The organism is Leifsonia naganoensis (genome assembly GCF_013410615.1).
GTDB lineage: Bacteria > Actinomycetota > Actinomycetes > Actinomycetales > Microbacteriaceae > Leifsonia > Leifsonia aquatica.
In genome coordinates this window covers 2,062,231-2,081,829 of record NZ_JACCHJ010000001.1, presented here as the reverse complement: position 1 = coordinate 2,081,829, position 19,599 = coordinate 2,062,231, and the positions used below count along the sequence as shown (strand labels likewise).

19 protein-coding genes are annotated in these 19,599 nt (G+C 69.6%); 3 read left to right on the top strand and 16 right to left on the bottom strand.

What is annotated here, in order from left to right:
- Positions 1–38: 38 nt before the first annotated feature.
- From HNR14_RS10130 to HNR14_RS10080, 11 genes are all read right to left on the bottom strand, one after another.
- The gene (locus tag HNR14_RS10130; RefSeq protein WP_343064453.1) at positions 39–1,070 is read right to left on the bottom strand and encodes a LacI family DNA-binding transcriptional regulator; all 1,032 of its coding nucleotides are present in this window, start codon (positions 1,068–1,070) and stop codon (positions 39–41) included.
- Between the two features lie 117 nt (positions 1,071–1,187).
- Complete coding sequence (locus tag HNR14_RS10125; RefSeq protein ID WP_179700932.1) at positions 1,188–1,904, bottom strand: gluconate 2-dehydrogenase subunit 3 family protein; 717 nt, start codon at positions 1,902–1,904, stop codon at positions 1,188–1,190.
- Positions 1,905–1,939: 35 nt separating this feature from the next.
- Positions 1,940–3,589 carry a GMC family oxidoreductase gene (locus tag HNR14_RS10120; protein ID WP_021758574.1) on the bottom strand — a complete coding sequence of 550 codons (1,650 nt, stop codon included), beginning with the start codon at positions 3,587–3,589 and terminating at the stop codon, positions 1,940–1,942.
- A gap of 45 nt (positions 3,590–3,634) precedes the next feature.
- Complete coding sequence (locus tag HNR14_RS10115) at positions 3,635–4,576, bottom strand: aldo/keto reductase (RefSeq protein ID WP_021758576.1); 942 nt, start codon at positions 4,574–4,576, stop codon at positions 3,635–3,637.
- Between the two features lie 17 nt (positions 4,577–4,593).
- Entirely contained in the window at positions 4,594–5,601 is a 1,008-nt protein-coding gene (locus HNR14_RS10110; protein WP_021758578.1) for a LacI family DNA-binding transcriptional regulator, read from the bottom strand.
- Positions 5,602–5,656: 55 nt separating this feature from the next.
- Positions 5,657–6,724: an ABC transporter permease gene (locus HNR14_RS10105; RefSeq protein WP_021758580.1), complete on the bottom strand. Its 1,068-nt coding sequence runs from the start codon at positions 6,722–6,724 to the stop codon at positions 5,657–5,659.
- A 55-nt stretch (positions 6,725–6,779) separates the two neighbouring features.
- Positions 6,780–8,288 (bottom strand): sugar ABC transporter ATP-binding protein, encoded by a 1,509-nt coding sequence (locus HNR14_RS10100; protein WP_021758582.1) that lies wholly within the window; start codon positions 8,286–8,288, stop codon positions 6,780–6,782.
- Positions 8,289–8,389: 101 nt separating this feature from the next.
- Positions 8,390–9,487, bottom strand: coding sequence for a sugar ABC transporter substrate-binding protein (locus HNR14_RS10095; protein WP_021758584.1), 1,098 nt, complete (start codon positions 9,485–9,487; stop codon positions 8,390–8,392).
- Positions 9,488–9,598: 111 nt separating this feature from the next.
- Positions 9,599–10,684 carry a nitrilase-related carbon-nitrogen hydrolase gene (locus HNR14_RS10090; protein ID WP_179700931.1) on the bottom strand — a complete coding sequence of 362 codons (1,086 nt, stop codon included), beginning with the start codon at positions 10,682–10,684 and terminating at the stop codon, positions 9,599–9,601.
- Positions 10,685–10,922: 238 nt separating this feature from the next.
- Positions 10,923–11,258 carry a hypothetical protein gene (locus tag HNR14_RS10085; RefSeq protein ID WP_021758588.1) on the bottom strand — a complete coding sequence of 112 codons (336 nt, stop codon included), beginning with the start codon at positions 11,256–11,258 and terminating at the stop codon, positions 10,923–10,925.
- Positions 11,255–11,428, bottom strand: a complete 174-nt coding sequence (locus HNR14_RS10080) for a hypothetical protein (RefSeq protein ID WP_179700930.1) — start codon at positions 11,426–11,428, stop codon at positions 11,255–11,257. Before HNR14_RS10080 ends, HNR14_RS10085 begins: the two co-directional genes overlap by 4 nt.
- A gap of 349 nt (positions 11,429–11,777) precedes the next feature.
- Between HNR14_RS10080 and HNR14_RS10075 the strand changes: the two genes are divergently transcribed.
- Positions 11,778–12,761, top strand: coding sequence for an AraC family transcriptional regulator (locus HNR14_RS10075; RefSeq protein WP_179700929.1), 984 nt, complete (start codon positions 11,778–11,780; stop codon positions 12,759–12,761).
- A 235-nt stretch (positions 12,762–12,996) separates the two neighbouring features.
- Complete coding sequence (locus tag HNR14_RS10070; RefSeq protein ID WP_179700928.1) at positions 12,997–13,302, top strand: NIPSNAP family protein; 306 nt, start codon at positions 12,997–12,999, stop codon at positions 13,300–13,302.
- A 16-nt stretch (positions 13,303–13,318) separates the two neighbouring features.
- Here the strand turns inward: HNR14_RS10070 and HNR14_RS10065 are convergent, their stop codons facing one another.
- From HNR14_RS10065 to HNR14_RS10050, 4 genes are all read right to left on the bottom strand, one after another.
- Positions 13,319–13,924: a phosphoribosylanthranilate isomerase gene (locus tag HNR14_RS10065; RefSeq protein WP_179700927.1), complete on the bottom strand. Its 606-nt coding sequence runs from the start codon at positions 13,922–13,924 to the stop codon at positions 13,319–13,321.
- Between the two features lie 74 nt (positions 13,925–13,998).
- Positions 13,999–14,907, bottom strand: a complete 909-nt coding sequence (locus HNR14_RS10060) for a pseudouridine-5'-phosphate glycosidase (protein WP_179700926.1) — start codon at positions 14,905–14,907, stop codon at positions 13,999–14,001.
- 98 nt (positions 14,908–15,005) lie between these two features.
- On the bottom strand, positions 15,006–16,457 hold the full coding sequence (locus HNR14_RS10055) for an MFS transporter (protein ID WP_218875014.1): 1,452 nt from the start codon (positions 16,455–16,457) through the stop codon (positions 15,006–15,008).
- Positions 16,454–17,386, bottom strand: coding sequence for an adenosine kinase (locus HNR14_RS10050; RefSeq protein WP_179700925.1), 933 nt, complete (start codon positions 17,384–17,386; stop codon positions 16,454–16,456). Before HNR14_RS10050 ends, HNR14_RS10055 begins: the two co-directional genes overlap by 4 nt.
- A 96-nt stretch (positions 17,387–17,482) precedes the next feature.
- Here HNR14_RS10050 and HNR14_RS10045 point away from each other — a divergent pair, with 96 nt between their 5' ends.
- Positions 17,483–18,382 carry a LysR family transcriptional regulator gene (locus tag HNR14_RS10045; protein WP_179700924.1) on the top strand — a complete coding sequence of 300 codons (900 nt, stop codon included), beginning with the start codon at positions 17,483–17,485 and terminating at the stop codon, positions 18,380–18,382.
- On the opposite strand, the gene HNR14_RS10040 is transcribed toward HNR14_RS10045, so the two are convergent.
- On the bottom strand, positions 18,348–19,598 hold the full coding sequence (locus HNR14_RS10040) for an MFS transporter (RefSeq protein WP_179700923.1): 1,251 nt from the start codon (positions 19,596–19,598) through the stop codon (positions 18,348–18,350). The genes HNR14_RS10045 and HNR14_RS10040 overlap by 35 nt on opposite strands.
- Between the last annotated feature and the right edge of the window lies 1 nt (position 19,599).

Sequence of the window (19,599 nt, the reverse complement as noted above, 5' to 3'; positions counted from 1 at the left end):
CTTGTCCCACCGGGCAAGGTCAAGCCGTCGGCGCCGCGTCAGGCCCCGGAGTCGTATCTCGCGGTGCTGTCACGCACCTTCAGCTCGGGCTGGATCAGCGGGATCGTGGTCGATGCCTCACCGCGCAGGGCACGGAGCACGCTGTCGACCGCGCGGCGGCCGACCTCGGTGAAGTCGAGCCGCACGGTCGTCAGAGCGGGCTGGAAGAACGCCGACTCGTCGCGGTCGTCGAACCCGACCACGCTGACATCACCGGGGACGCTGACGCCCCGGTCGTCGAGCGCCTTCATGACCCCCAGCGCCATCACGTCGTTGATCGCCAGCACAGCCGTCACGGACCGGTCAGCCGCGATCGCGACGCCGGCGCGATAGCCGGACTCCGCCGACCAGTCGGGGGACGGGAACTCGGCGGGGATCGCACGTCCGGCGAGGGCCAGCTCGGTCCGCCAACCGCGCCGTCGCGCCTCCGACGCCATCCACCCGTCCGGACCTCCGACGAAATGGACGGTCTCGTGCCCCAACTCGAGCAGGTGCCGCGTGGCGAGCTGGGCGCCCAGGGCCTCATCGATCGAGATCGTCGCCGAGCCGGCGGGCGAGCCCTGCTCGAAGCGCACCACGGGCACGTCAGTGTCGAGCCGCTGCAGCACCTCGGTCGCGGCGGTCATCGGGGCCAGGACGACGATGGCGTCGACCCCGTCGTCGACGAGAGAGTCGAGCCCGGCCCTGATACTCGCCCGGTCGACGTCGGCGATGCTCACGAGACTCGTCGAATAGCCGTTCCGGCGGGCCTCTTCCGCGATACCGAACAGCGCGAGGGCCGGTCCGTGCACCGACAGTGCGTAACTGAGCACGCCGAGGTTCATCGAGCGGCTCGTCGCCAGGCTCCGCGCGGCGGAGTTGCGCCGGTACCGCAGCTGCGCGATCGCCTGGTCCACCCGCTCCCGGATCTCGGGAGCGACATTCGTGTGCCCGTTGACCACCCGGGAGACGGTCTGCTGAGACACTCCGGCGAGCCGGGCGACGTCCACCATCCGGGCGGCGCGGGGCGCAGCGCCGTTCGTCTCGGTCACCGGCTCGGTTCCGGGTCGACCGGGTGGCACACGCAGGGGAGGATCATCCCCCAATTATGGTCGTGCCCGGCCGGGCGCCCGTGGAGCGCCCGGCCGGTGCCTCCCGTTGCGCCGGGCTCAGCGGTTCCCGTAGCGCAGCACGGCGGGGTGCTGCTCATACGGCCACTCGGCCTCCGGGATCATGTACTCGCGCGTCGTGTAGCTGCCGTCCATCGTCGAGGCGAGCGAGGGAGGCCCGGGGAACCCGATGACGCGCCAGCCGAGGCGGTTGTCGTTCCCGCCGTAGACCGGATCGCCGTAGAAGCCCTGTCGCGTGTTCAGAACGAGGAGAGGGAAGAACTCCAGGAAGTCCTCGTTGACCGGCTGGTTGCCGGCCGGCGCTCCCCCGCTGCCCTGCCCATCGGACTCGGCGAAGACGAACCGGGCCGGCTTCTCCTTCTTCGAGATGATCTCCAGGACTGCATCCTGCTGATCATCGTCGAGGTCGACGAAGTCGGCGCCGTACCGCTCGCCGCCGATCCCGTCCAGCTCGACGATCCCCTCCCGGTAGAACGTCTGACGGCTCTCGATGCGCTCCTGCCAGGCCTTCTCCTCCAGCCCCTCCATCCGGAGGAACCCGTTGCCGTCAGCGGCGGGGAAGACGAACTGCGTCCCCGCCAGCATCCGATCGATGAACCGAACCACCCCCGCCTCCTTCGCTCCGGGGTGGTGGTCCGTCGGAATGATGCGCGCAGTGGCGGCCTCGACAGTCGCCCACTCGTGCTCCGTGAAGAAGAGCGGCCCATCCGTGTCCCGCGTCGAGATCGGTACGGTGACCCATTCTGCCTGTCCCATTGTCTTCGTCTTCTCCTCTGAGGTCGTCGTCGATGTCAGTCGGTCCAGCCGTGGCGGTCCACGGCGATGATGCGGTCGGCGCAGCGCCAGGCGTTCGCCATGATCGTCAGCGCGGGGTTGATGCCGGTCGCCGTGGGGAAGAAGCTCGCGTCGAACACGTAGAGGTTGGGCACCTCGTGCGAGCGGCACCACTTGTCGACCACCGAGGTCGCGGGATCGTTGCCCATCCGGACCGTGCCGAGCTCGTGCGACGTGTTGCCGGTGATGCGCTCCATGTTGACGGGCACCACCTTGGAGGCGCCCGCCGCCTCGAGGATCTCCCCGTTCTTCTTGACCTGCCACTTCTCCTGCGCGAAGTCGTTCGCGTGCGGCGTGTGGGTGATGCGGGCGACCGGGAGGCCCCAGGCGTCCTTCACCGTCGGGTCGAGGTCGACGCGGTTGGACTCGACCGGCAGATCGTGGAGCAGGATCCCGATCTTCATGCTGTAGTTGAACAGGTCGCGGTCGGCGTCCTTCGCGGCCTGGCCCCACGTGGGGCGGCCCGGGAAGCTCCAGTTCACGGGGTGGCCGAGCATCGACGGGAAGATCAGCGAGCCGAGGATGTGCCCTCGCGACTCGTCCGTCTCGTAGAAGTCGAACGAGCACAGGTTCATGTAGTGGCCCGACCAACCGTAGAGCGGGTCGTGCAGCTCCTTGTCGAACAGGCCGACCGAGAACGAGTACTGGTGGAACGTCGCGTTCTTGCCCACCTGCCCGCTCCCGTTGCCGAGGCCGTCGGGGAACAGGGCCGACTTCGACATGAGCAGCAGACGCGGGGTCTCGATGCCGCCGCCGCAGACGATCACAGCCTTGGCGTTCTGGACGAACTCGTTGCCGTTCTCGTCCTGGTATCGCACACCGGTCGCCTTGCCCGTCTTGTCGACCAGGATCTCGCTGACGTAGCAGTCGGAACGGAGGTCGTAGAGGCCGGTGTTCACGGCATCCGGGATGAAGCTGATCAGCGTCGAGGATTTGCCGGTGCCCGGGTCGGGGTACTGCTGCCAGAAGCCGTTCTCGCTGAACGGCTCGCGCCCGCGGTAGGGCTCCGTCACCATCCCCTGCGGCATGGGGAATGTGCTGTGCCCCATCGAGTTCATGGCCGTGGCGAACTTGCGCCCGATCTGGCTGAGCGGGGCCGGCTTGGTCGGGTAGTCGCGGGTGCGACGCCCCTCCCATCGGTTGGCGCCACCGAGGCCCGAGGTGCCGAACTCCCACTCCACGCGGGTGTAATACGGCTCCAGATCGTCGTAGCTGATCGGCCAGTCGACGAGGCTCGCGCCCTCGACGTCGCCGTGCAGGGACCGCAGACGGAAATCGTTCACCGTCATCCGGGGCACCATGCCGCCCCAGTGCGTGGTCCCGCCCCCGACGACCTGCGGGGTCGCCGAGAAGTTCGTGATGACAGCCTCTTCGCTGTCGTTCTGGCGGTACGTGCGCGGCTTGAGCTTCGGGTCCTGCCAGATGAAGTTGCGGTTGAGGAACTTGAGCTCGTCCCCGGACGCGTGCTCGGGCTTCAGCCACGGTCCGCGCTCGAGACCGACGACGCGCAGCCCGGCCTCGGTCAGCACCTTGGCGGCGGTCGCCCCGCCGGCACCGGCGCCGACGATGACGACGTCGACGGGCTCGGGGTTCTTGAGGGTGGTCATTCTGTGTCCTTTCCTTCTGGACGGATCTGGTTCTGGACGGACCGACTAGGCGAGCACACCCGCGCGACCCCGGCGCGCGATCGGCAGCAGCGCATCCCACAGCGCATCGGGGATCTCGAAGCCGGCCAGCTCGACCGTCTGCTCCACGCGCTTCGGCTCCGACATGCCGACGATCGTGGAGGTCACACGCGGGTCGCGCAGGGAGAACTGCAGCGCGGCGGCGGCGAGGGGGACACCGTGCTCGGCGCAGAGGGCCTCCATCAGCCGCACCCGGTCGAGGACCTCGTCGGAGACGGGGGCGTAGCAGTAGGTGGGGACCACGTCGGGGCCCTTCACGAGCATCCCGCCGCCGAACGGGGCCGCGTTCACGAATGCGACGCCGCGCGCTTGGGCGTCGTCGAGCAGCGGCTCCGCCGACTGGTCGACGAGGGTGAAGCGGTTGTGGCTGATGACAGCGTCGAAGGCTTCCGTCGCCAGGTACTGGAGCTCGAGGTCGATCGGGCCGCCGGCGACGCCGAGGTGGCCGATGACGCCTTCATCGCGGAGGGCGATCAGCGCCTCCAGGGGCCCACCCGGCGCGACGCCCTCCTCGAAGGTGATCTTCTCGGGGTCGTGCAGGTAGACCAGCGGCAGCCGGTCGAGGCCGAGCCGGTCGAGGCTCTCCTCCACCGAGCGACGCACGCGGTCGCCGGAGAAGTCGGTCGTGCCCGGGAGCGGGTCCACCTTCGTGGCCACGACGACGCCCTCGGGGACTCCCCCGTGCTCGCGGATCGCCTGGCCGATGCGCTTCTCGCTCTCGCCGCCTCCGTACTCGTTCGACGTGTCGATGAAGGTGAAGGGGCCCTCGAAGACCCGGTGGATGGTCGCGACGGCGGTCTCGGTGTCGACCTCGTAGCCGTACTGGGCCGGGAAGCTGCCGAGGGCGCTCGTCCCGACGCAGACGTCGGAGACGGTCAGACCGGTGCGCCCGAGTTGTGTGATGGTCATGCGCTTCGCTTTCTCTGTCAGGTGGGGTTGATGGTTCGTGGGGTGCGGGAGGGCGGCGCGGTGCTCTGGCGGACGACGAGCGTCGGCAGCACACGCGGCAGCGCGTCGGCCCGTCCGCCGCGCATGAGGTGCAGGATGCGGTCGACGGCCAGCCGGCCGACCTCCTCGAAGTCGAGATGGACGGTCGTGAGTCCCGGCCGGTAGTACCGGGACTCGGGCACGTCGTCGAAGCCGACCACGCTGACGTCCTCGGGCACGCATACTCCGTGATCCGCGAGCGCTTTGACGACGCCGAGCGCCATCTGGTCGTTGGCAACGAACACGGCGGTGATGCGCGGGTCGCGTGCGATCCGGCATCCGGCGTCGTATCCCGAGCGTGTGGTCCAGTCGCCGGTGAAGACCGGGTTCGTCACCCGGCCGCTCGACGCGAGGGCGCGGGACCAGCCCCGCAGGCGGGCGTCGGTACCGAGCCATCCGGGCGGTCCGGCGACCTGCCAGACCGTGTCGTGCCCCAGGTCCAGGAGGTGCCGGGTGGCGAGCTCCGCGCCGCCGATCTCGTCCGTCGCGACGCTGACGGTCCCGTCGGGCGCCCCGGGTTCGAAGAACACGAGCGGCACGTCGGCCTCGAGCCCCGAGATCGCCTCGAGCGCGGCCTGCACCGGCGCCAGGACGACGATCCCGTCGACCGCGTCCTCGGCCAGGTGGTCGAGCGCCGCCTTCATCGCCGCGCGGTCCACGTCACCGAGGGTCACGAGGTTGGTCGCGTATCCCTCGCTCCTGGCCTCGTCGGCGATGCCGCTGAGGGCGACCGACGGGCCGTACTGGGCGAGGCCGAAGCTCACGATGCCGAGGTTCATCGTCCGCCCGTTCGCCAGTGCCCGCGCGGCCGGATTGCGCCGGTACCGCAGCTGCCGGACGGCGAGCTCCACGCGTTCCCGGAGCTCGGGAGCCACGTTGGGGCTCCCGTTGACGACGCGGGAGACGGTCTGCTGGGACACACCGGCGAGACGTGCGACATCGATCATCCTGGCGCCGCGAGTGGTCGACTGCTCTGCGTTGCTCGAAGGCGCCGACACGGGCTCAGCTCGCTGCCCGCGGGGTGCGACGGCCGAAGTGCGACCGGAAGAACCCGGAGATGCGCTGCACGCCTCCCGCGCTGGAGAGGAAGACGGCGATCACGATCACCGCGCCCTTGATCACGAGCTGCGGCTCGGAGGAGATGCCCACCAGGTTCATGACGTTGATGATCGTGGCCAGGACGAACACGCCGATCACGGCACTGATGGGATCGCCCTTGCCGCCCATGAGGGAGGCGCCGCCCACGACCACGGCGGCGATCGCGTCCAGCTCGTAGCCGACACCGATGAGCGAACTGCCCTGCCGGAGCTGCGCCGCCGCGATGAGACCGGCCAGGCCGGCGAGCAGGCCCGACATCGTGTACGTGATGATGAGGTTGCGGGCCACCGGCAGCCCCGAGAGACGGGCGGCCTCTGGATTGCCGCCGATCGCGTACAGCGAGCGGCCGAACGTGGTGAACTTCGCCACCAGCGCCGCGAGGATCATCACGACGAGGAAGATCATGACGGGGTTCTGGAGGCCGAGGCTCGTCCCGCGGGCGAACAGGTCGATGAACGTCTGGTCGGTGATCTGGATCAGGCTGGTCGACTGGATGATGTAGCTGAAACCCTTGACCGCGCTCATCATGGCGAGGGTCGCGATGAACGGCGGGATGCGCAACCACACCACGAGCAGGCCGTTCACCAGCCCCGCGATCCCGCAGCAGAACAAGGTGAAGGCCACCGAGAGGCCGGTGGCCATCCCGGCCTGCAGTGTCAGTGCGACGATCACGGTCGACATCGCCAGGATCGAGCCGACCGAGAGGTCGATGCCGCCGGTGAGGATGACGAAGAACTGACCGACCGCGAGCACCGCCACGATGGAGGCGGCCGCGATGACGTTCTCCGCGTTCCGCAGCGTGAGGAAGTCGGCCGAGACGTAGTACCCGATCACGATGATGACGACGAGCACCAGCAGCAGATAGCTCTTGGGCAGGATGCGCTTGAGCATGCCTCCCCAGGTCGAGCGCGCGTGCGGAGCCGAAGGCGAGCCGCTGGTCTTCTCCGGCTCGTGGAGGGTCTTGTTCGACATTGTCTTTCCCGTCGTTGGGTTTCCGTCAGGTGGGTTCTCTGGATTCGGGCGCGGCTCAGGCCAGCAGTTGGAGGATCCGCTGCCCCTGCGGATCGATCTCGTCGTGGTCGAACTCGGCGACCACGCGGCCGCGGGCCATGACGAGGACGCGATCGCACATCATCGCCTCCGAGATCTCGGAGCTCGCGATGATCACCGTCCCGCCGGAACGGGCGAAGTCGCGGATCAGCTCGTACATGTCCTCCTTGGCGCCGACGTCGACACCGCGAGTGGGCTCGTCGCAGATCAGGAGGCGCGACGAGCGCACCAGCCAGCGGGCGAGGATGCCCTTCTGCTGCGTCCCGCCGCTCAGGGTCTTCATCGGCTGGTTCACGCTCGAGACCTTCATGCCGAGCTTCGTCACCATGTCCTGGGCGGCACGTTTCTCCCGTTTGCGGTCGATGACCGCGAGCCTGCTGAACATCGGCATGCTCGCGAGCGTGATGTTGCCGGCGACGCCCATATCGGGGATGAAGCCCTGCGTCTTGCGGTCCTGAGGCAGCAGGCCGATCCCGCGCCGGATGGCGTCCCGCGGGGATGCGAAGGCGACAGGCTTGTCGTCCATCACGAGGTGGCCGTCCGTCTTCCTGCGCGCACCGGCGAGGAGGCTCGCCAGCTCGGACTGACCGGAGCCGATGAGGCCGGCGATGCCGAGCACCTCCCCCTGATAGAGGTCGAAGTCGACGTCCGCGACCCGGTCGTCCTCGCCGAGGCCCCGCGCCGAGAGAAGGACCGTGTCGGTGCGTCCGGCACCCAGTCGCGGGCTGCGCTCGCCCCGCAGGGCGGCATCCGCGATCGAGCCCTCGAGGCTCTTGCCGACCATCGCCGTCACGACGTCGGCCGGCCGGGTGTCCGCCGTGGTCAGATCGGCCGCGGCGACGCCGTCGCGCAGCACGGTGACCGCGTCGCACAGACTGTAAAGCTCGTCCATGCGGTGCGAGATGTAGAGCAGGGTCACGCCTTCGGCCGCGAGCCGGCGCAGCACGGTGAAGAGGCGCTCCACATCGGGGAGCGGGAGCGTGGAGGTGGGCTCGTCCAGCAGGAGGATCCGAGCGTCCTTGTGCAACGCCTTGGCGAGCTCGACGGCCTGCTGCTCGGCCACCGAGAAGGAGGAGACCGGCTGGCGCACGTCGAGGTCGAATCCGACGCGGGCGAGCGCATCCCGTGCCTGAGCCTGCATCTCCTTCCAGTCGACGACGGTCCCCTTGGTCGGAAGCGTGCCGAGGAAGATGTTCTCCGCCACCGAGAGGGACGGGACGAGGCTCAGCTCCTGATAGATGGTGTGGATGCCCGCGTTCTGCGCGTCCGTGGGCTCCCGGAACTTCACTACCTCGCCACCCAGGCGGATGGTCCCGCCGTCGGGCGTCTCGGCCCCGGAGAGGATCTTCACCAGGGTCGACTTGCCGGCGCCGTTCTGCCCGGCGAGGGCGTGGATGCTGCCCCGCTTGACCGAGAGGCTGACCCCCTTGAGCGCCTGGACGCCGAGGTAGCCCTTGGTGATGCCGTCGAGCTGAAGCTCGTCCATGTTTTCCTCTGCACTTCTTCGTGACGTGGTCGTGTGAACCGGTCGCTGCGCCCGAACCGATGACATCGGGCGCAGCGACTCCTCGTGGTACCCGCAGGTGCCTAGTCGTTGGCCCGGACGTAGGTGTCGCCGGGCTTGTAGTACTGCTGGGCGTTCTCCGGCGTGACGACGGTGGTCTTGATGTAGACCTCCTTCTTCGGGCACGCGGTCTTGTCGTCGTTGTAGGCGGCGACGGCCATCTTCACGGCGGCTACGCCCTGGTCCCAGGGCTGGTTGGACGCGGTCGCCTGGAGCGGACCGGTGGGGTTGTCCACCATCTCCTTCACGACGTTCATCCCGCCGTCGTACCCGGCGACGATGACGCCGTCGCCCCAGATGCCGGCCTGCTGGAGGCCCTGCTCGATGCCGCCCTCCATCACGTCGCTCATGCTGTAGACGATCTTCAGGTCGGGGTTGGCCGTGGCGACGTCGCGGATCGGGGCGAGCGCCTTGTCGGGCTTCCACTCGCCGTACTTGGTCTCGAGCTTCTTCGTCGTGATGCCGGGGTAGGCCTTCATCACGCTCTCGTAGCCCTTCATGAACCCGTTGAACCGCAGGTCGCTGAGCACGTCGCCCGGGAAGCCGCCGATGCCGACGACCTTGATCTCACCGGTCTCGCCGAACTTGGCGATGGCCTTCTTCGCCGCGACCTCGCCCGCGAGCGAGCCCGTGTACCCCTGGTCCTCGGCGACGTAGCAGTACATGTCCTTGACCAGCGACGGGTCGAGGTTCGAGTTGACGGTGACGAGGGGGACGCCCGCGCTCTGCAGTGCCGCCACGGAGGACCCGACTCCGATGGGGTCGTTCGGGTTCATGATCACGACGTCGACGTTCTTCGTGATCAGGGTCTGCACGTCCGCGTTCTGCCGGACGGTGTCCCCGTTCGCGTCGAGGAGCTGGATGGTCGCGCCGAGCTTCTTCGCCTCGGCCTGGCCCCCCTCGACGAGGGTCTTCCACCAGTCGCTTCCGCTGATGCCGCGCTGGCTCCAGCCGATGACGAGACCCTTGCCCGTCTTCTTGTCCGCGTCGCTGGCGGCGGAACCGTCGGTTCCTCCGCGGGCGCATCCGGTGAACAGGAGGGCGGTGACCGCGGAGAGGGCGGCGACGGCGAGCAGGGATCGGGTGCGGGTGCGCTTCGTGGTGCTGTTGGGACTGATCATTGTTCCACTTCCTTGTGAGGTGATCGGTGCTGGGGACAGCTGGGTGGTGCAGGTGGTGCCGGGGGAGAGTGTGGCGGCCCCGTTCGGGGTGGGACCGCCACACAGGGAGGCTCAGTCGAGCGGCGTGAAGACGCCGCGCTCCTCGAGCAGCTTGATGTTGCGGGCGCGCGTCTCGCGCTCGCGGGCGAGCCAGCCTTCGCCGGGAGGGGCGTCGAGGTACTGGTTCTTCGGGTAGATCGGCTTCTCGTAGATCGCCGCGTACTGCTCCGTGCGCAGGTCCTTGAAGCCGTTGAAGACGCCGTTCGCCTGGCGGTCGCGCCGCAGGGCGTCGATGTCGATCGTCGTGCTGACGAAGGTGTCGCCCGCCGTCACTCCCGGGGTCTCCGTGATGATCTTGCCGCGCTGGTTGACGATCATCGAGCGCCCACCGAAGAGGTCGTTGATGACGCCGTCCGGACCGAGCTCGGGGCCGAGGTTCGGAGCGACCACGATCGCGTTGTTGAACAGCGCGTGCGCCTTGTTCTGCACCTCCCACATGCCCTGCGAGGTCTGCGGCTCGATGAGGGTCGCGCGGATGATGACCTCGGCGCCGTTCATCGCCAGGCCACGGGCGATCTCGGGGTACGCGCCCTCGTGGCAGATCACGTAGCCGATGTTGCCGATGTCGGGGGTCTTCGCGACGGGGTAGATGGCGTCCATCACGTTGCCGTCGCCCTTCTTCTGGATCCACTCGTCCCACAGGTCGTGCGGGTTGGTGGTGCCGAGGGTGCCGCCCTCGAAGCCGTCGCTGGTCGCCTTCGCGCGACGGTAGATGACGTCGCCGTTCGGGTCGATCATGAACGCGCAGTTGAAGTAGCGGTCCGGGAAGTCGTCGTCGGCGACCAGGTAGAGCTCGCCGGCGATGTAGGTGTTCAGCTCACGAGCGGCTTTGCCGAGCTCGTCGGTCTCCGGTCCGGGGATCGTCCGGGCGAACTTCTTCTCCGCCTCGCGGTTGCCCGCAGTGAATGCCATGTGCATCCCCTGGATCGCCATCTCGGGGATGACGACCAGCTTGACCGGGTGGCCCTCGGTCGCGGCCACGCCGACCGCCGTCTTCATGAACGAGATGATGCGCTTGGTGTTCTTCAGCGCGTCCTCCGGTTCGACGATCGGGATCTGCAGCGGCGAGAGCGCTACGACTGTGTACGGCTCAGTCACGTCCAACTCCTTTGTTGATTGGGGTTCGTGCGTTCATGTTAGCGCACTATCAGATTCTGTCAAACGGGAGTTTTCGGCTCGTTGGTGTTGCTGAGGCGAGTCGGGTCGACCTTCGGTGGCGGACATCGTAAATGCAGTAAATTCCTGGTCAAATGCCTTTTCGATCGCGCGAGCATGTCACGGTCGATCGCCACCGCCGACCCTGGGTGGTTGATAGAATCGGCTCAAGTGAGCGCACTCACGCGGTTGCGCAGTGGAGGCAGAGAAGCCGCCGGATGGTCCCCGGCGCACCCGGCGCGGTCGCCAGATGCTCGAGCCCCAACTCGATCAGCGCCAGGCGTGCGCGGAGGACGGTCGCACGCGGCAGGCCCGTGCACTCCGCGAGCTGTTCGTGGCTCAGCAGGGCGATGCCGCCGGCGTCCGCCCGCACGGCCTCCACCCGCGCGACGGCGAGGAGGGTGCCCGGCTCCATCCCGGTCTCGTCCAGGATCGGTCGCGCGGCCGGGTGCCCGACGACGTGATCCACCGCGGCGACCCACGAGTCGGCGTCGACGAAGTGGGACTCGTGCGTCATCCGCCCGGCCGGAGCAGGCGCACGATGCTCCAGCGCAGCCGCTGCCAGCGCGACGACCGGAGCACCTCGCCCCGAGCGGGGACTTCGTCGCCGTCCCGCCCGGCCGGCATGAACTCGACGAGGTCGCACCGCGTGCAGCTGGACAGCTGGCGATGGACCGCCAGGCCCACGCCGTAATACGGATTGGATACGACCCGTACCGGGGCACCGCATCGCGCGCACCGACGCGGGCGTCTCAGCGCGTCGGGCTCAGCCATGGGACGTCTCGCGTGCGGTTCGGTGGTGCATGTGCTGCCGCCTCGGGGTGGTTCGGTGCCTGCGGGTGCACGGGTGGGAGGGCCCCGGTGACCCTCCCCACCCGAAGGGGAGGATCACCGGAGATCGTCGCCGTCCGGGGAGGCGGTGACGATTTCACGTTATGCACGGCGCTCCGGCATCGATATCCGGTCGGCGCGGAGTCCTGTCCGATGTGCGCGGACGGGTCGTCCGGCGTCGAGATCCGACGCATACAATCGCGGAATGCGATCCGACGTGAACGAGATGTTCGGCAGCCGCCGCATCGCAGCGGGACGCGGTGTCGAGCAGGCGCGATATGCCCTGTCCGACGTCTTCCTGCCGGTGGACTTCCCCTCCGCGGCTCCCGCGAGCGTCATCGACCTGAAGCTCAACGCCGTGACGGTGGGCCGGACCACCTGCGGTTTCATGCGGTTCGAGGAGGCCGTGCGCATCAGGACCGCGGAGGCGGAGAACTACCACGTGGACATCCCGGTGGGCGGCCGCGCGACCATGCGAGCCGCGCTGTCCACTCCGGTCTACGGGACTCCGAGGACCGCGGCGGTCTTCATGCCCGGGCGGCCGGTCGAGCTCGACTGCGGCGAACGGTTCTCCCAGCTCGCCCTGATGATCCCGCGGGATCAGCTGCACCGGGAACTCGAGCACCTGCTCGGCTCGCGCGCCGCCGGCCCCCTGGAGTTCTCGGCAGCGCTGAGCCTGTCGACCCCCGGCGGCCGGCTGGTGATGCAGACGCTCCGGATGATCGACCACGCCTCCGCCCAGGACGGCGGGGCGCTGGCCCACCCGCTGGCCGCGCAGCGCTTCGAGCAGGTGCTGGTCCACAGCCTGCTGTTCTCGCAGCCCCACAACTACTCGACGCGGCTGGCACTCCCGACTCCGGCAGCGGGAGGCGGACCCGTCTCGAGGGCGGTTGACCTGCTGCGGAACAGCCCAGCACATCCGTGGACCGTCGCCGAGCTGGCGGCGGCCGTCTCCGTGAGCGTCCGAAGCCTGCAGGAAGGCTTCCGCCGATCGCTCGACACCACGCCGATGGCATACCTCCGCGCCCTCCGGCTGGAGAAGGTGCGCGATGCCCTCTCCACGGCGGAGCCCGGTTCGGTCAGCGTGACCGAGGTGGCCGCACGGTGGGGATTCGTGCACCTCGGCCGATTCGCCGGGGCGTACTCCCGAACCTTCGGCGAGCGCCCGTCGGAGACCCTGCGCCGATGACGCCTCGCCCCTCCCGGCCCGCCATCGGTCGCGGCCTCCCGATCTCCTTCACGGTCGGCCTCGCCGTGCTGGTGCTGGCCGGCCCCGGGATCGAGCTCGCCGGCGACCAGGGTGCCCTCCAGGCGCTTCGTCGGTGTTCTCGACCAGGGAGACACGGGGTTCGACATCGTGACGCCGTGATCCCGCGCTCTGTCAGGATGAGGTCGTCCCTGCCTGCCGACGAGAGCGAGCACCCGTGATCACCGTCCACCTGCGTTACGAGATCGATGCCGACAAGCTGGCGGAGTTCACCGACTACGGGCAGCGCTGGATCCGCCTCGTCAACAGGCTCGGCGGCGACCACCACGGGTACTTCATGCCCAGCGAAGGCGACAGCGACGAGGCGTTCGCGCTGTTCACCTTCCCGTCGCTGGCGGAGTACGAGCGGTACCGGGAGGCATCGGCGACGGACCCCGAATGCCAGGAGGCCTTCCAGTTCGCGCGCGACACCGGCTGCATCCGCCGCTACGAGCGCCGCTTCCTCACGCCGGTCTTCGAGTAGGACTCGCCGCTCCCGGTCAGACCGCCTTCGCCGCCGCGACGAAGGCGCGGATGCGGTCGAGGTCCTTGACGCCGGGCGCGGATTCGACGCCGCTGGAGACGTCGACGCCCCACGGGCGTGCGGAGGCGACGGCCTCCGCGATGTTCTCGGGGTCGAGTCCGCCCGCGAGCATCCACCGGCCGCGCAGGGGTCGGCCCTCGAGCACGGCGAAGTCCCAGCGGCGGCCGGAGCCAGGGTCGGGCGAGTCCAGGAGAAGGGCCTCCTCGCCCCAGGATCCGACGTCGACCTCGTCGGCCGAGGTGACGGAGGTCGCGCGCCAGACGCGGAGACCGGCACCGGCGGCCGCTGCGACGTCGTCCGGTCGGTACCCAGTGCCGTGCAGCTGGACCACGTCGGCGCCGATCCCACCAGCGACGGAAGCCGCCTCCACCGCGGGGAGCTCGTCCACGACGAGCACGACGTCGGCGGCGCCCCCGACGAAGCCGGCGATCTCGCGCGCGATGTCGGCGGAGACCGTGCGACGGCTGCGTCTGCTCATGACCACGCCGACGGCGTCCGCACCGGCGTCGAGCGCGACCCTGGCCGACTCGATCGTGGAGAGACCGCAGATCTTCACGTACATCGGGACTCCTCGTTCATGAGCGACGGCCCCGCCCCGGTCGGGGCGAGGCCGTCGCGTCGGGCCGATTCCGTAGCCTAACGGGCGCTGATCGAGCGGGCGATCTCCGCACCCAGCGCGACGTTGTTGCGGTACACGTCGATGTTGACCTCGAGGCTCTCGCCGCCGGTGGCGCGCTGGATGTAGTCGAGCAGGAACGGCGTGGTGTCGTGACCCACGATGTTCGCGTCGGCCGCCGCGGCATGCGCGGAGACGAGCACCTGCTCGAGCTTCTCGGGCGAGAGCTGCTTCTCGGCGGGGATCGGGTTGGCGACGAGCACCGTGGAGGCGAGCCCCAGCTCGTCGCGGCTGGCGGCGATGCTCGCGATCTCGTCCGTGCTGTCCACCGAGTACTCGATGTCGAAGCCGGAGTCGGTGATATAGAAGCCGGGGTAGTCGGTGGTCTTCCAGCCGACGACCGGCACGTTCAGCGTCTCGAGCCGCTCGAGGGTGAGGCCGATGTCGAGGATCGACTTCACGCCAGCGCTCACGACGACGATGGGCAGGATGGCGAGGGCGCCGAGGTCCGCCGACTCGTCGAAGGTCTGGGCGGCGCCCTGGTGCACCCCGCCGAGACCGCCGGTCGAGAACACCTTGATGCCGGCGGCGTGCGCCGCGTAGGCGGTCGCAGCGACGGTCGTGCCGGCGTTGAGCCGCTTGGCAGCGGCGATCGGCAGGTCGCGGATCGAGGCCTTGACGACGGAGTCGTCGTTGGAGAGCAGCTCGATCTCGGCGGAGGACAGCCCGACGACGAGCTCGCCGGCGACGACGCCGATCGTCGCGGGGGTGACGCCGGAGGCGCGCAGCTGGGCCTCGGACTCCGTCGCGACCTGCAGGTTGCGGGGGCGGGGCAGCCCGTGGGTGAAGATGGTCGACTCGAGGGCGAGGACGGGCCGGCCGGCGGCGACGGCATCGCGGACCTCGTCGGAGATGCGGATGGAGCTCATGGTGTCTACCTGCTTTCTTGCGGTGGTGATGCCAGTCTCGGGTGCGCGATTAGGCCGGATCAACACGCAAATGTTCGACGATTGATAGGTTTTGACAATTAGTGGACGGCGGAGACCGAGGTCGTCTTCAGCTCGACGCCGCGGGGCTTCGGCAGCAGCAGGGAGACCGCGAGCGCCAGGGCGGTGATCCCGGCGGCGGCGAACATCGCGACGCTGTAGCCGAGGTGGGTCGGCACTCCGGTCGAGCCGCTGCCGAGCATCTGGAGTGCGGGCATCACGGTGAAGCCGATACCGGCGCCGAACCCGAAGGCCGCCGAGTTCAGGCCCGGCAGGAACCCGGGGTTCTCGGGCGGGCTCAGCACGACGCCGAGGCCGTTGAGCATGATGTTCGCCATCCCGGCGTAGACCACGCCGAGGAAGAGCACCGCGCCGATGAGGAAGGGGAGGCTCTGCGTGCCGAGGAAGCCCAGGCCGACGATGCCGAGCACCGACCCCGCCAGTCCGACCCGCAGGATCGTGCGGTAGCCGACCACCGGCGCGAGCCGACCCGCGAACGGACCGACGATCCAGCCCAGAAGTGCATACGGGGTGAGCAGGATCAGGGAGGTCGTGTCCGCAGCCAACCCGAACCCGTTCGTCGGGTTCTGCGCGAGCGAGAGGGCGACCGCGTTCACGACGGGGACCACCCCCGCGATGGTGAGCGATGTCGTGAGGAGCAGCGCCCACACCGAGCGCTGCTTCAGGAGCGAGATCGACGCGAGCGGGACGGGGACGATGCGCTCGACCGTGAGGAAAGCAGCGCCGAACACCAGACCGAGGACGGCGAGTCCGCCGATCAGCCACCAGTTCGCGTCGCCCAGCTGCTGCAGCTCGTTGATCGCGAGCTGGAACGACAGGATCGCGCCGACGAGCGTGATCACGCCCCACCAGTCCATCCGCGCGCGGGCGGACGGACGGGACTCGGGAGTCCAGGACCGGGTGAAGACGAGTGCGAGGACGCCGAGCACGGTGATGACCCAGAAGATCGGCCGGAATCCCCAGAGGCTGGTGATGAACCCGCCGGCGATGGCATCCACCCCGGCGATTCCACCGTTGACGGCGGCGACGAGCCCCATCAGGTAGCCGTACCGGCGTGCGTCCTTCACCTCGGCCCGCAGGATGAGCAGGCTGACGGCGACGATCGGGCCAGAGGCGCCCTGCAGCGCCCGCGCCACGAGGAGGATCGGCAGGGTCGGCGCGAGGGCGGCCACGATACTGCCGACGGTCATCGCCGCCAGCATCAGGAGCATGATGCGCTTGCGGCCGACGATGTCGCTCCAGCGCGGGAGGAAGATCCCGAACACCGCCGTCGCGGTGAAGAAGACCGTCTGGGCGAGCGCCGCACTGGCCTCGCTGACGTCGAGTTCGTGGGCCATCGTGACGAGGGCCGGCGCCAGCATGCTGGCGTTGAGCTGGAAGGCGGCGCACGCCACCAGCAGGGCGAAGACCATCCGCCTGATGGAGGCGGACCGGGTCGATGCGGAGATGTCCGCGGAATGGAGCTGCGTCATTGCTTCGTCCTTGCGCTGGGCGCCGGCGCACCGGGGGTGGACGCGCCGACGACGGGGATGGGGGTGGTGGCGCCCGGCGAGCCGAGGACGGCCTGCGCGCTGCGGTGGCCGCCGCGGCAGGAGGCGACGAGGTCGCGACTGGTGAGGTAGGTGGTGAGGAAGCCGGCGGCGAACGCGTCGCCCGCTCCCGTGGAGTCACGGATCACCGTGACCGGCGGCACGTCGACCGTCAGCGGCTCGGCGTGGGCGGAGAGCACCCGGGTGGGCTGCGCGCCCGCCTTGAGGACGAAGGTCGTCGACGGGTTGCGGCGCAGGTTCTCCGCGGTGGCGTCCGCGCTGCCGAAGCCCAGGAGCTCGGCCTCGTCGCCGTTCGCGATGAGGAAGTCCGGGGCGATGCGCTCGAGGTCGTCGCGGAACCGCTGCACGCCGAACGTCTCGATGACCTGGGTCGAGGAGGCGTCGACCGAGATGAGCCCGCCGCGCCCCCGCACGACGTCGATCATGGCCTCCACGCTCTGCCGCACCGGCTCGCCGTCGAAGGAGTACGCGGGGATGTGGAGGAGCTCCACACCGTCCAGCCACTCATCCGCGACGCGCTCGAGCTTCGTCGCCGCCCCGCGGTTCGGGAGCATCGTGCGCTCCCCGTCGGGTTCGATCAGGATGACGATCGTGCCGGTCGTCCCGCGGCGCTGCACGCGCACGTCGACCCCGGCCTCCGACAGCACGCGGCCCAGGTTCTCGCCGGTCGCGTCGTCGCCGACGCAGCCGATGAAGCGGGTCGGGTGGAGCCCCGCGGCGAACGCGGCGACGTTCGCCGCCGACCCGCCCCGGGTGCGATAGATCTCGGCCTGGTTGTCCGTCCCTCGTCGCAGTGCGCCACTCGGCCACACGACGATGTCTTCCACCAGGTCACCTACTACAGCCAGCATCCTTGCCTCTGTTCTTTCGTTCGAGCGAGGTCAACGCTAATGACGCTTGGTGATTCGACCAAGGCGGAAAAGACGACCAATTGATAGGCTCGCGCTATGGCTGTCACTCTCCGCCAGGTCGAGATCTTCCTCGCCCTCGCCACCGAGCTCCACTTCGGGCGCGCGGCGGATCGGCTGCACATCGCCCAAGCTACGGCGAGCCAGGAGTTGAAGCGCTTGGAGGTCGCGCTCGGCCTGAGACTGTTCACACGATCCACGCGCACGGCCAGCCTGACGCCGGCCGGCGAGGCCCTGGTCGAGGAGGCGCGCGCCCTGCTCGAATCCGCCGACCGCTTCACCGATCGCGCCCGCCTCTTCCAGACCGAGCACCTCCAGCGCGTGCGCGTCGTGGCGTCGCCGAGCGTGATCAACACCCTCCTCCCGGCCGTCATCCGGCGCGCGGAGCAGGAGACGCCCGACACGAGCATCGAGGAGATCGCGGCCGACAGCGGGGCCGTCGTCGCCGAGGTCCTGCGGCAGACCGCGGACATCGGCATCGGCCGGTTCCTGACCCCGCCGCCGCGCTTCGCCACCGAGGTGCTGCTGCAGGAGGAGTTCCTGGCGGTCGTCTCGGCGGCGCATCCCCTTGCCGGCTCGCCCTCGATCGACCCTGCCGAGCTGGGCGACCTCCCGCTGCTCCTGTGGTCCCGCGAGCAGGCGCCCGCGTACTACGACGCCCTCCTCGCGTTGTGCCACGACCGGGGGCTGAGCCCGATGATCCTGGTCTCGCCTCCCCGCATCGTCGGGTCTCGGAGCTACCTGCTCGGGGAGGGACGCGCGTTCAGCCTCGTGCCGCGGTCGGCGGTGCCGTCGCTGCCATCGGAGGTCGTCGCCGTGCCGCTGGACCCGCCGGGCGCGCTGCCGCTCGAGATGATCTACCGGGACCGCGACCCGCGCGAGAGCCTGCACGAGACGGTGGAGCTCATCCGTTCGACGGCGTCGCAGCTTCTGCGCTGAGGCTCCGAGCCGGCACGAACCGGTGGGTGACCGCCAGCGCCAGGAGCGCGACGCCGACGCCCACGGCGACGAGGAAGCCGAGCGCGGCGCCGGCCGAGGAGACCAGCTGACCCGCTCCGGCCGTGACGACCGCCTGGCTGACGATCAGCGCGCTGCTGAGCACGGCGAACGCGGTCGTGCGGCGCGACGCGGGCACGACCTCGGCGGTCAGGGCGAACACGGTCACGAGGGCGGCGCCCATCCCGCAGCCGAGGAGGAAGAGCCCGATGCACGTCCACACCAGTGCGGGGCCGAGTGCGAGGACGACCGCCCCCGCGACGGCGACGCTCGCGGCGACGATCCAGCGTGCGCGACGCGGGAGGAGTCTCTGCGGGATGTGGGCGAGCGAGGCCGCCGAGAGGATCGACCCGACGCTCATCAGGCCGTAGACGAGCCCGGTCCAGCCGGGGATGCCGGCGACCTCCAGCTCCCGCGTGAGCGCGGTGAGGGTGGCGCCGAAGATCGCGCCAACGCACGCCATGCCCGCCACCAGGATGACGAACCTCCCGGACCAGAGGCGGTGACGGCGCCCGCCCGCCCCGCTGGTCGCCCCGGCCAGCCCGACGGCCGTCGGATGGAGGGCGAAGGCGACGACCGCGGTGAAGGTCAGCCCGGCGGCGACCAGCAGCGGCGCGCACGGGCCCAGGGCCAGGGAGAGAGCGCCGACGAGCACCGGCCCGACCACGAACGCGCCCTCGTCGGCCATCGACTCGTAGCCCATCGCCGCATCGAGCCGCGGGCCCGACTCGGTGTCGAGCACCGCCGCCGCGACCCGTGAGCGCGAGAGCGGTGCGACCTGCGGGCTGACGATGCCGGCGAGCGCTGCGACACCGACGAGCACCCCGGTGGCGGCGCCGAACCAGACCAGCGCCGTCAAACCGACGAGCAGGAGCCCGAAGACCGGCCCGATCACGAGCAGCACGGGGCGCTGGCCGAACCGCTCGATCGAGCGCCCGAGGAGGGGCGCGCCCAGCGCGGTGCCGATCCCCGCCACGGCCGAGACGATGCCGGCCTCGGCGACCGACCGGCCGAGCTCGACCATCATCGTGAGCGCACCGACCACCATCATGGCGAACGGCAGCCGGGCGATCAGGGCGAGCGCGATGTAGCGGAGGCCCATGAGGGAGAGGACGCTCGGCGGACGGATGCGACGGCGGGGAGGGGTGAGGACAGCCACC